We start from the raw sequence: 12,082 nt of genomic DNA on the forward strand, positions 1-12,082 counted from the left end.
GGGGGGGCCGTCGCCGCCGTCGCGGTGACGCCGCCGACGTCGATGCCGCCGACCCGGGCGACGAGGAGGCGGGCGCCGGGCACACCGGCGGCGCCGTCGCCGCCGAGCAGGCGGAGCAGGACGCGGAGGACACCGCCGAGCAGGACGCCGAGGACGAGGCGGAGGCCGAGGAGGCCGACGACGCGGCCGCTGCCGCCGGGAACGGCTCCAGCAGCAGCCGTCGCCGCCGTCGCCGGCGCCGCCGCGCCGGGGACGCCGTCGAGACGGAGCCGGGCGACAGCGACCCGGAGCGCACGGTCGTCAAGGTGCGCGAGCCCCGCAAGAAGGGCGCCGACGACGGCGCGCCGAGCGACGAGGTGCAGTCCATCAAGGGCTCGACCCGTCTGGAGGCCAAGAAGCAGCGCCGCCGCGAGGGCCGCGAGCAGGGCCGCCGCCGGGTGCCGATCATCACGGAGGCCGAGTTCCTGGCCCGCCGCGAGGCCGTCAACCGCGAGATGATCGTCCGCCAGAACGGCGACCGCACCCAGATCGGCGTCCTGGAGGACGGCGTGCTCGTCGAGCACTACGTCAACAAGGAGCAGTCGACGTCGTACGTCGGCAACGTCTACCTGGGCAAGGTGCAGAACGTCCTGCCGTCGATGGAGGCCGCCTTCATCGACATCGGCAAGGGCCGCAACGCCGTCCTGTACGCGGGCGAGGTGAACTTCGAGGCGCTCGGCATGGCCAACGGCCCGCGCCGCATCGAGTCCGCCCTCAAGTCCGGCCAGTCCGTCCTCGTGCAGGTCACCAAGGACCCGATCGGCCACAAGGGCGCCCGCCTGACCAGCCAGGTCTCGCTGCCCGGCCGCTACCTGGTGTACGTGCCCGAGGGCTCGATGACCGGCATCAGCCGCAAGCTGCCCGACACCGAGCGCTCGCGCCTGAAGACCATCCTCAAGAAGATCGTCCCCGAGGACGCGGGCGTCATCGTGCGCACCGCCGCGGAGGGCGCCAGCGAGGACGAGCTGCGCCGCGACGTCGAGCGGCTCCAGGAGCAGTGGGAGGACATCCTCAAGAAGTCGAAGATGTCCACGACCAGCTCGCCGAGCCTGCTGTACGGCGAGCCGGACATGACCGTCCGCGTGGTCCGCGACATCTTCAACGAGGACTTCTCGAAGGTCATCATCAGCGGCGACGAGGCGTGGCAGACCATCCACGGCTACGTCTCGCACGTCGCGCCCGACCTCGCCGACCGGCTCCAGCGGTGGACGTCCGAGGTGGACGTCTTCGCGACGTACCGGATCGACGAGCAGCTCGCGAAGGCGCTCGACCGCAAGGTGTGGCTGCCGAGCGGCGGCTCGCTGGTGATCGACAAGACCGAAGCGATGGTCGTGATCGACGTCAACACCGGCAAGTTCACCGGTCAGGGCGGCAACCTCGAAGAGACCGTGACCAGGAACAACCTGGAGGCGGCCGAGGAGATCGTGCGCCAGCTCCGGCTGCGCGACCTGGGCGGCATCGTCGTCATCGACTTCATCGACATGGTGCTCGAGTCCAACCGGGACCTGGTCCTGCGGCGGATGCTGGAGTGCCTGGGCCGGGACCGTACGAAGCACCAGGTCGCCGAGGTGACCTCGCTGGGCCTCGTGCAGATGACCCGCAAGCGCGTCGGGCAGGGCCTCCTGGAGTCCTTCTCCGAGACCTGCGTCCACTGCAACGGCCGCGGTGTGATCGTGCACATGGACCAGGCGACGTCCACCGGTGGCGGTGGCAAGCGCAAGAAGCGCGGCCGCGGCGGGGAGCACACGCACGAGTCCCCGGCGGTCGAGTCCGGCGCTGCGGAGGCCGCGGAGCCCGCGGCCGAGACGGCGGCCGAGGTCGCGGCGGAGACCGCCGAGCCGGTGGCGCTGCCGGAGCCGGACTTCGCGCCGGACGAGGAGCTGTACAGCAGCGCGGCGGAGGCCGAGGCGGCCGCGTCCCGGGGCCGTTCGCGGCGCCGGGCCACGCGCCGCGCGTCGGCCCCGGCGGGCGCGCCGCAGCAGGAGCGGGCCGAGGAGTCCGCGCCGGCCGCCCAGGCTGAGGCCCCGGCCCCGGCCGAGCAGCCGGAGTCCGGGAGGAAGGCGAAGCGGTCCAGGTCCCGTACGGCCAAGGCGGAGGCCGCGCAGGCGGAGTCGGCGCAGGCCGCACCCGCCGCCGTGGAGGAGCCCGCCGCGGCGGTCACCGCGGCGGAGCAGGCCCAGGCCGCGCCCGCCGAGGAGGCCCCGGTGGCGGCGGCCGAGACCGCGGCCCCGGCCGAGGACGGCGCCGCGCCCAAGGGGCGTACGCGGCGCCGCGCGACCCGCAAGGCGTCGGCTCCGGCCGGTTCGCCGAAGGCCGCGGCCGACGGCGAGGTCATCGTCACGGAGGCGGTCAGGCAGCAGGAGCAGGCCGAGCCGGGGCGGCGGCCCGAGCCGGCCGCCGCCGCGGAGCCGGTGGCCGCACCCGCCGCCGAGGCCGCACCGGAGCCGGTGGCCGCCGAGGCCCCGGCCCGGCCGCGCCGCCGCGCCGTCCGCAAGGCGACCGCGCCGACCGCCCCCGTGGAGGCGGCCGTGGTGGTCCTCCCGGCCGCGGACAAGGCCGGGAAGACCGACAAGGCCGAGCAGGCCGGGGACGCCGTCACGGCGGACGCGACTGCCGGGGCCGCCGCGCCGGAGCAGCCCGCCGAGGCGCCGTCCGCGGCCGCCGAGGCCCCGGAGGCCGCCGACGAGGCCAAGCCCGCCAAGAAGACGGCCGCTCGCAAGACGGCCAAGAAGGCCCCCGCCAAGAAGACCGCCACGAAGAAGACGGCGGCCAAGAAGACGGCGGCCAAGTCCACGGCGGACGCTGCGGACGCGGCGGACACCGAGGACACCGCGGACACCGCGGACACCGCGGCCAAGTCCACGGCGGCCAAGAAGACGCCGGCCAAGAAGACGACGGCGAAGAAGGCAGCGGCCAAGAAGACGGCCGCGAAGAAGACGACGGCCAAGAAGACGGCGGCGAAGAAGACCACCGCCAAGAAGACCGCGGCGGCGGAGCAGTCGTCGTCCGCCGTCCCGGCCGACGCAGGCTGACCGAACAGGTCACCCGACCCCGAGGCCGAACGCCTCACGTGCCCCCGCCCGGCGACCCGCCGGGCGGGGCCACGGCCGTTCCGGGGGGGGCGGACGGAGGGCCGGGGGACCACGGCTCCCGGCCCCCGGTCCGCGGGAGCACAACAGCGCCCCCGGCGCGGGGGGCGGACAGATGCCCCACGCGCGCGTGCCGGCGCCCGCCCGGCCGCCCCCGGCGCTCCCCCGGCCGGAAGCACGGCGGAGGGAAGGAACAGACCCCGGCGCGCGGGGACGCCGCGCGCCGCGTCCCCGGCCGGCCCCGCTCCGGGCCCCGCACGCCCACACGTCGAACCGGGCAACGGCGTCCCACGTACACCCCCGACCCGGGGAAAACGCCACGAGCCGACCGCCCGACCGCCCGGCCGCACGGAGCACGGGCCGCCGTCCGGCCGCGCGGAGCACGGGCAGCCCCCCCGCGCCCCCGACCGCCGACCGCGCCCATATCTCACCTATCCGTCGTCGATCCGCCCTTTTCCCGCGTACTTGGAGCTTCGGCCCGATACCTGTAAGACTCAACCGGTCCGTTGAGCTAGGGGTGGAGATGGACATGGCGGAAGCACGCACGCGCGGGATACGGCTGAGGGGCACGGGGCGGCACCGGGCGCTACGGCCCGCCAAGGGCAGACGCCGCGCCGTGGCCCTGGCGACGGTCCTGTCCGCCGCCACCGGCCTGCAGACCGCGTCGCCCGCCACCGCCGCGCCCGGGACCCCGCCCGTCTGGCCCGAGGGCCCGGTGTTCAACGACCCGCTGGGCACCGTCGAGAAGCAGCACGCCATCCGCACCCGGATCATCTCCCTGGTCGACGCGGCCGTGAAGGGCTCCACCATCAAGGTCGCCGTCTACCACGTGTGGGAGGCGCCCGTCGTGGAGGCGCTCGTCCGCGCCCACCGGCGCGGGGTCGACGTACAGATCCTGCTCGACTCCACCAGCAAGACGGACCGCCCCGAGAACACCGCGTACGCCACGCTCGTGCGCGAGCTCGGCGCCAACCGCTCCAAGCCGTCCTTCGTGACGCTCTGCCCGTCGAACACGTCGTGCCTGGGCGACCCCCGGTACGGAAAATCGATCATGCACAACAAGTTCTGGCTGTTCTCGCAGGTCGAGGGCGCCCGGGACGTCGTCGTGCAGACCACGTCGAACGCGACCCCGTCCGCGCACACCAAGTTCTTCAACGACGCCCTGCTGCTGCCGGACAACCCGACGATGTACGACGCCTTCGCCGAGTACTTCGCCGACATGGCCGGCCGGGACTGGCGGGCCTGGGACTACCGCACGGTGAGCAACGGCCTGTACAAGGCGTACTTCTTCCCGCGCGACGGCACGGTCAACGAGACCGACACCATGTACTCGGTCCTGAACAACGTCTCGTGCGTCTACAAGGACGCGCACGGCGTCCGGCGCAGCACCAAGGTCCGCGCCTCCATCTTCAAGATCACGCGGCAGCAGATCGCCGACAAGCTGGTCGCCCTGAAGAAGGCGGGCTGCTCCGTCGACCTGGTCTACGCCGAGACGGACAGCGCCCGCAGCCAGCACGGCGAGCCCGGCACCTGGGAGACGCTGCACAAGGCCGGCGGGCCCGCGCTGCGCTGCTTCAACGACGACCGGGACCCGCTCAGGCCCGGCCACAAGCTCACGACGCCGTACATCATCCACAGCAAGTACGTCCTGATCGACGGCGTGTACGACGGCAAGCGCAACAAGGTCGCCTTCACCGGCTCGCAGAACTACACCGCGCCCGCGCTGCGCGAGAACGACGAGTCGATCGTGAAGGTCGACGACGACGCGGTGCACGACACGTACCGCGCCCACTTCGACCGGGTGAAGAAGGTGGCCTGGCCGGGGACGAAGGACAGGACGGACCTGTGCCGGGGCGTGAAGCCGCTGCCGCAGGACGGTGAGAAGCCCACCCGCCCGTAGGGGGCCGGGCGGACCCGGTTTGACCCGTCCGGGTGGGGCCCGTAACCTTGACCGTCGGCGTGTCCATAGGTGCGCCCACCCTCGTAAACCTCTTCCTCCCGGTTTTCCCGCGGCTTTCCGTGGAGTGCCGGGAGAGGCCGTCCGCGCGCGTGTGCCGGGCGGCTGGACTGCGGGGGTTCCGTTCCGAGCGAGAGAGAGATCCGCGTGTACGCCATCGTGCGCAGCGGTGGTCGCCAGCACAAGGTTGCTGTCGGCGACATCGTTGAGGTTGACAAGATTTCCACCGCCAAGGTTGGCGACACGGTCGAGCTCTCGACCCTGCTCGTTGTCGACGGCGAGTCCGTGACCAGCGACCCGTGGGTCCTGGCCGGGATCAAGGTCACGGCCGAAGTCGTGGACCACCACAAGGGCCAGAAGATCGACATTCTGCGCTACAAGAACAAGACCGGCTACCGCCGCCGCCAGGGTCACCGTCAGCAGTACACGGCGATCAAGGTCACCGGCATCCCGACGGCCGCGAAGTAAGGGACTGAGGAGAGATGGCACACAAGAAGGGCGCATCGTCCACCCGGAACGGTCGCGACTCCAACGCTCAGCGGCTCGGCGTGAAGCGCTTCGGCGGTCAGGTCGTCAACGCCGGTGAGATCCTGGTCCGCCAGCGCGGCACCCACTTCCACCCGGGCTCGGGCGTCGGCCGCGGCAAGGACGACACCCTGTTCGCCCTGGACGCCGGCGCGGTGGAGTTCGGTACCCACCGCGGCCGCAAGGTCGTGAACATCGTCCCGGTCGCCTGAGCGGCACTCTGACCGGTACGCCCCCGGCCTGAGGCCGAGGGACCCCCAGCGAGGCGGACCTCACTTCCCTGTCGGGGAAGCAGGTCCGCCTTTCGCGTGTTACTGAAGAGACATTCCCGTACGCCCCCAAGCTCCGGCCGGGGGGACCCCCAGGAGGCACTGAACCATGACCACCTTCGTGGACCGCGTCGAGCTGCACGTCGCCGCGGGTAACGGGGGCCACGGCTGTGCCTCCGTCCACCGTGAGAAGTTCAAGCCGCTCGGCGGCCCGGACGGCGGCAACGGCGGCCGGGGCGGTGACGTGATCCTGGTCGTCGACCAGTCGGTCACGACGCTGCTCGACTACCACCACAGCCCGCACCGCAAGGCCACCAACGGCAAGCCCGGCGAGGGCGGCAACCGCTCCGGCAAGGACGGCCAGGACCTGGTCCTGCCCGTGCCGGACGGCACCGTCGTCCTGGACAAGCGGGGCAACGTCCTCGCCGACCTGGTCGGCCACGGCACCTCGTACGTCGCCGCGCAGGGCGGCCGCGGCGGCCTCGGCAACGCGGCGCTGGCCTCCGCCCGCCGCAAGGCCCCCGGCTTCGCGCTGCTCGGCGAGCCCGGGGACGCGAGCGACGTCGTCCTGGAGCTCAAGACGGTCGCCGACGTGGCCCTGGTGGGCTACCCGAGCGCGGGCAAGTCGTCCCTGATCTCGGTCCTGTCCGCCGCCAAGCCCAAGATCGCGGACTACCCGTTCACGACGCTGGTGCCGAACCTCGGCGTCGTCACCGCGGGCTCCACCGTCTACACCATCGCCGACGTGCCCGGCCTCATCCCCGGCGCCAGCCAGGGCAAGGGCCTCGGCCTGGAGTTCCTGCGCCACGTCGAGCGGTGCAGCGTGCTCGTGCACGTCCTGGACACCGCGACGCTGGAGTCCGACCGCGACCCCGTCTCCGACCTGGACGTCATCGAGGCCGAGCTGCGCAACTACGGCGCGGGCCTGGAGAACCGGCCGCGCCTCGTCGTCCTGAACAAGGTCGACATCCCCGACGGCCAGGACCTCGCCGACATGGTGCGGCCGGACCTGGAGGCGCGCGGCTACCGCGTCTTCGAGGTCTCCGCCGTGGCCCACAAGGGCCTCAAGGAGCTGTCGTACGCCCTCGTCGAGTTCGTCGCCGAGGCCCGCGCCGCCCGGCCCAAGGAGGAGGCCACGCGCATCGTCATCCGGCCCAAGGCCGTCGACGACACGGGCTTCACGGTCACCCGCGAGGACGAGGACGGCGAGGCCCTGTACCGCGTCCGCGGTGAGAAGCCGGAGCGCTGGGTGCGCCAGACCGACTTCAACAACGACGAGGCCGTCGGCTACCTCGCCGACCGGCTCAACCGCCTCGGCGTCGAGGACGCGCTGATGAAGGCGGGCGCCCGCGCCGGCGACGGCGTGGCCATCGGCCCCGAGGAGAACGCCGTCGTCTTCGACTGGGAGCCGTCCCTGTCCGCGGGCGCCGAGATGCTCGGCCGCCGCGGCGAGGACCACCGCTTCGAGGCGCCGCGCCCCGCGGCGCAGCGGCGCAGGGACCGCGACGCGGAGCGCGACGACGCCGAGCGGGCCTTCGACGAGTTCAACCCGTTCTAGCGGCGCGCGCGGCCCACACCGCCGCGGAGCTGCCACCTCAACCGAAGGGGCCCCGGAGCGCATCGCTCCGGGGCCCCTTCGGCGTACGGCGTACGGGCTACGCGGACTCCAGCTCCTCCGCCTCCACGGAGGCGGCTTCGGCGGCCGCCTCGGCGGCCTCCTCCCGCTGCGCGGGGATCTCCGCGGCGACCCGGGCTGCGGCGCGGGCCCGCCGGGCGTCCGCCTTCGCGGCCAGCTCCAGCGCCGCCTCGTTGAAGCGGACGAGGGAGGGCGGGTCGGAGGGCCCGAGCAGGTGCTCCTTGAGCGCGGCCCGCTCCTCGGCGTACTCGTCCCGCTCCGGGTCGCGCACGGCCGCGAGGAGCGCGGGCACGCCCTCCGCCTCCGGGGAGAGGATCGTCGCGGCGCGCACCGTCGGGAAGCCGGCGCGGAAGTCCGCCTCGCTCATCCCCGACGTGTTGGCCACGGCGTACGGCTTCTCGCTGCTCAGCCAGTCCGAGACCACCGAGGAGACGTCGCTGATCAGCAGGTCGGCCTGGTTGAAGCAGGAGAAGATCGCCGGGCGCGACTCCGTGACGACCTGGTGCTCCCACTCCGGCAGGGACGCCCAGTACGCGGCCTCCCAGGCCAGCGTCGCCTCGGTGATCGCGGCGCGGACGTCGCCGTCCGGCTTGCCCTGGAGCATCATGCGCTCCTGCTCGTCCGCGCTCCTGCGGAACTTCTTCGCCGTGAGGAGGTTCAGCTCCTCGGTGCGGCGGGCCAGCTCGGCGGCGGCCTCGGGGCCGGGCCGGGGGCCGGAGCGCTGCGCGGCGGCCTCGCGGACCATGGCCTTGATGCGCTCGTTGGCGGCACCGGCGGCCGGGTTCTGCGAACCGGTCATCGGGTGCGGCTTGTAGATGAGGCGCACCCCGGGGTCGGCGAGCAGGTGCCGGACGATGTTCTCGCCCGCCAGGACGACCGAGGTGTTGCCCGGGTTGCCGTCCCAGCCCTCCCAGGTCGGCGCGTACAGGACGGTCGTGTACGCCCCGGTGGGCGGGCCCGCGTACGGGCGGATGGGGGAGAGCTGCGGGCGGCCCACCTCGACGACGTCCTTGTCGTCGACGCCGATGTCGGCGAGCTGGTAGCGCTCGCGCGCGGCGGGACCGGCGACCCACACCTCGTCGTACGCCTTCGCGTACGGGTTGCAGGAGGACAGCTTGTCGCTCTCGCCGTGGTTGATGAAGGCGTGCTTGATCGACGGGATGCGCAGCACCTGCGAGGTCTTCGCCGCGTTCGCCGGGTGCAGCAGCACCTTCAGCGTCGACTGCTCCAGGGAGAACATCGTGGCGACCTTCGGGAAGCAGATGATCGGCACGTCCGTGGAGTCGATCTTCTGGACCATGAACCGCTCGCGGAGCACGATCAGCGGGTTGCCGTCGAGCTGCGAGAGCGTGGAGAGCCACATGTTCGCCTGGTACGCGGACGTGGTGCCGCCGGAGAAGTACATGCCGACCGTCGGCCGGTACTCGGCCAGCCACTGGTCGAGCCACTCCATGACCGCCTGGTCGTTCCTGGCGCGCCGGCCGGGCAGCAGCCAGCTCGCCAGGTACACCGCGCCGCCGGCCATGGCGGCGAGGGAGACGGCGAGCCCGACGCCGCCCCAGTGGCCGTCGCCGGTGGCCGCGGTGAGGAGCAGGCCCGCGGTGGCCGGCACGGAGAAGGTGAGCAGCCGGCGCGCCTGCTGGCGGAAGAGGATCCGCGGCGGCGCGGCGGAGAGCCGCAGCGCGGAGGTGTCGATGTTCCGCGTGACGATCGGCAGCGTCCGCGTACGGCGCACCAGGACGGCGGCGGCCGTGCAACTGAAGTGCAGGACGTAGAACGCCAGCAGCCCCACGGTCAGCGGCGACTGCTCGTCGAACGGGTCGATGCCGTCCAGGCGCGCGAGACCGATCAGCAGCAGCATGTCGCGCAGGAGCTGGCGGACGGTGACGTCGAAGCGGATCTTGCCGAGGAGGGACAGCAGTCCCGGCTGCTTGTACTGCAGGTAGATGTCGAGCGCGAGGTTCGCCGCCGCGGCGGCGACGAGCACCGGGACGTACGGGATCAGCGCGGTCACGAGCTGCGCCGTGAAGAGCGCGAACATCGTCAGCAGCGCGGTGAGCTGCACGATGCGGCGGTTGGCGAGTCCGGCGGAGGGCACGGGCTTGAGCTCCTGGCGGGGGGAGGTCGGGACAGGGGGCGGGCAGTACGGGATACCGGACAGGTGGACCAGGTGGGCCAGGTGGCCGCGGTCATCACCCGTGCGGACAAGGAGGAGACCCCTGACCGTATGACGCCCGGTGCCCCGGTAGCAATCTTCCGTGACGCTCATCACCGCATACAGGGGCAAAGGTCACGTATCTTCGGCGGGCCGTTCCGGGTGCCTGATCGCTCCGGGGCGCGTGCTCCCCCCGGGACACCTGGCCCGTCCGGGACACGGGGTGTGGCCTCGCCGCCGTCGGGCCCGCGTGCGATCCACCAGTCGAAACGGGCGGGCGCCCGGGCCCCGCCGTCGCGTAGATTGCAGATCCAGCAGCACCGGGACCATTGGGGAAGCACGTGACCAGGCAGGGCGTGGCAGAAGCTCACCGAGTCGTCGTCAAGGTGGGGTCCTCCTCGCTGACCACCGCGTCCGGCGGCCTCGACGCGGACCGCGTCGACGCCCTGGTGGACGTGCTCGCCAAGCACCGCGGCGGCGGCGAGCGGGAGATCGTCCTGGTGTCCTCGGGCGCTATCGCCGCCGGGCTCGCGCCGCTCGGGCTGCGCCGCCGCCCCAAGGACCTCGCCCGCCAGCAGGCCGCCGCCAGCGTCGGCCAGGGCCTCCTCGTGGCCCGCTACACGGCCTCCTTCGCGCGCTACGGCGTCCGCGTCGGCCAGATCCTGCTCACCACCGACGACACCAGCCGCCGCGCCCACCACCGCAACGCCTCGCGCACCCTCGACAAGCTCCTCGCCATGGGCGCCCTGCCCGTCGTCAACGAGAACGACACCGTCGCCACCGACGAGATCCGCTTCGGCGACAACGACCGGCTCGCCGCCCTCGTCGCCCACCTCGTCCGCGCCGACCTGCTGGTGCTGCTCTCCGACGTCGACGGCCTGTACGACGGCGACCCCGCGGCCGCGGGCACGTCCCGCGTCGCCGAGGTGCGCGGCCCCGCCGACATCGCGCACGTCAAGATCGGCAGCGCGGGCAAGGCGGGCGTCGGCACCGGCGGCATGGTCACCAAGGTCGAGGCGGCGAGGATCGCGGCCGCCGCGGGCATCCCGGTCGTGCTGACCTCCGCGAGCCACGCCTCGGACGCCCTCGCGGGCCGGGACACGGGCACGTACTTCCACCCCACCGGGCGCCGCTCGGCGGACCGCCTGCTCTGGCTCCAGCACGCCTCCGCGCCCCGGGGCGCCCTCACCCTCGACGAGGGGGCCGTCCGCGCGGTCGTCGAGGGCCGGAAGTCGCTGTTGCCCGCGGGCATCGCCGCCGTGGAGGGCGACTTCACCGCGGGCGACCCCGTGGAGCTGCGGGACCCCGCCGGGCGGTCCTTCGCGCGCGGCCTGGTCACCTTCGACGCCAAGGAGCTGCCCCGCCTCCTCGGCCGCTCCACGCGCGAGCTGGCCCGCGAGCTCGGCCCGGCGTACGAGCGCGAAGTGGTGCACCGCGACGACCTGGTCCTTCTGCAGCCGTGAGCCGGGGCGGGCCGGCACCGGAGGCCGTCGCACCCCGGGCCCTGGGATGCCCCGGACCGTGACCCCGTGCGGCCGGAACGCCCGCTCCCGCGCACCCGCGTACGCCCCGCCCCCGGCCGCACCTGGGGGGAATCCGGCCGAAAACAGGCGCGAACGCCGGCACGGGGGCGGCCCGCCCGAGGGGAAACTCAGCAAAATCGCCCCGCGAGACCGCTTGTGCTGCTCAACTTTGTGGCAAGGCAGTTCCGCACGACCGTCGCGTCGTCACCGTCGCGTGTCCGCACACCACTGGTTGAAGGAGGCCGTCGTGAGACGAGTGCGCCCAGGGGCGGCGTCCCGCGGGCCGGCTGAGCGCGCCCTGACGAGCGTCGCCGCGGGGGCGACGTACGCCGGGGACGCGCGCGAGGACGACCGGGAGCCGCGAGCGCGCGAGACGGACGAGGGCCCCGGGGAGACAGCCGGTGAGCAGCCCCAGGTGCCGCGCCTGTGGCACGTCACCCTGAGCGTCTCCGGCGCCCGCACCCCCCTCCAGGAGATCCGGCGGGGCCTCGAACAACTCGCCCACGACCACCCCTTCCTGCTGACCAGCAGATACGCCCACGACCACGCGGAGATCCGCTACTGGGAAGAGGCCCGCGACCTGCACGACGCCGCCGCGGTCGCGCTGCGCCTGTGGGGCGAGCACCGGCAGACGGCCCGGCTCCCGCCCTGGGAGATCGTCGGGCTGGAAGTGATCGACCGCGACACCTACCACCAGCGGATCGCGGAGGGCTACGGCCCGCTGCCCGCGACACCGGTGGGCGTCCACCCGTTCTGACCGGGACGGAAGCCGGGCCCGGCGCCGCGCGGAGGTGACCGGCGCGCTCCGGCGGGCGACCCGCCGCCGACAACCCGGACCTGGCCGGAACCGGCCACGTCTCGCGGAGCGGAACGCGCGCCGGCCGTCCAC

General features: G+C 73.3%; 8 protein-coding genes. 7 read left to right on the forward strand and 1 reads right to left on the reverse strand.

What is annotated here, in order from left to right:
• The 5 genes from IE330_RS07285 to obgE all read left to right on the forward strand — a co-directional run.
• A partial coding sequence (locus IE330_RS07285; protein WP_190135039.1) for an Rne/Rng family ribonuclease occupies positions 1 to 3,071 on the forward strand: 3,071 nt, incomplete at its 5' end.
• Positions 3,072 to 3,657: 586 nt separating this feature from the next.
• The gene (locus IE330_RS07290) at positions 3,658 to 5,028 is read left to right on the forward strand and encodes a phospholipase D-like domain-containing protein (protein WP_190135040.1); all 1,371 of its coding nucleotides are present in this window, start codon (positions 3,658 to 3,660) and stop codon (positions 5,026 to 5,028) included.
• 204 nt (positions 5,029 to 5,232) lie between these two features.
• On the forward strand, positions 5,233 to 5,553 hold the full coding sequence (rplU, locus tag IE330_RS07295) for a 50S ribosomal protein L21 (RefSeq protein WP_030673925.1): 321 nt from the start codon (positions 5,233 to 5,235) through the stop codon (positions 5,551 to 5,553).
• Positions 5,554 to 5,567: 14 nt separating this feature from the next.
• Positions 5,568 to 5,822 carry a 50S ribosomal protein L27 gene (rpmA, locus tag IE330_RS07300; RefSeq protein ID WP_010986870.1) on the forward strand — a complete coding sequence of 85 codons (255 nt, stop codon included), beginning with the start codon at positions 5,568 to 5,570 and terminating at the stop codon, positions 5,820 to 5,822.
• 166 nt (positions 5,823 to 5,988) lie between these two features.
• Complete coding sequence (obgE, locus tag IE330_RS07305; RefSeq protein WP_190135041.1) at positions 5,989 to 7,437, forward strand: GTPase ObgE; 1,449 nt, start codon at positions 5,989 to 5,991, stop codon at positions 7,435 to 7,437.
• A 97-nt stretch (positions 7,438 to 7,534) separates the two neighbouring features.
• Here obgE and IE330_RS07310 read toward each other — a convergent pair whose 3' ends face one another.
• Positions 7,535 to 9,613 (reverse strand): CDP-glycerol glycerophosphotransferase family protein, encoded by a 2,079-nt coding sequence (locus IE330_RS07310; RefSeq protein ID WP_190135042.1) that lies wholly within the window; start codon positions 9,611 to 9,613, stop codon positions 7,535 to 7,537.
• A 413-nt stretch (positions 9,614 to 10,026) separates the two neighbouring features.
• Here IE330_RS07310 and proB point away from each other — a divergent pair, with 413 nt between their 5' ends.
• The gene (gene proB / locus IE330_RS07315; RefSeq protein ID WP_190135043.1) at positions 10,027 to 11,133 is read left to right on the forward strand and encodes a glutamate 5-kinase; all 1,107 of its coding nucleotides are present in this window, start codon (positions 10,027 to 10,029) and stop codon (positions 11,131 to 11,133) included.
• Between the two features lie 307 nt (positions 11,134 to 11,440).
• Positions 11,441 to 11,950 carry a DUF8830 family protein gene (locus IE330_RS07320; protein WP_190135044.1) on the forward strand — a complete coding sequence of 170 codons (510 nt, stop codon included), beginning with the start codon at positions 11,441 to 11,443 and terminating at the stop codon, positions 11,948 to 11,950.
• Positions 11,951 to 12,082: the final 132 nt, after the last annotated feature.

Source organism: Streptomyces longispororuber (assembly GCF_014656095.1).
Taxonomy (GTDB): Bacteria; Actinomycetota; Actinomycetes; order Streptomycetales; family Streptomycetaceae; genus Streptomyces; species Streptomyces longispororuber.

Bases quoted from the DNA above. Each gene is read 5' to 3' on its own strand.
- IE330_RS07290 (WP_190135040.1), top strand. From the start codon at position 3,658: ATGGCGGAAGCACGCACGCGCGGGATACGGCTGAGGGGCACGGGGCGG.
- rpmA (WP_010986870.1), top strand. From the start codon at position 5,568: ATGGCACACAAGAAGGGCGCATCGTCCACCCGGAACGGTCGCGACTCC.
- obgE (WP_190135041.1), top strand. From the start codon at position 5,989: ATGACCACCTTCGTGGACCGCGTCGAGCTGCACGTCGCCGCGGGTAAC.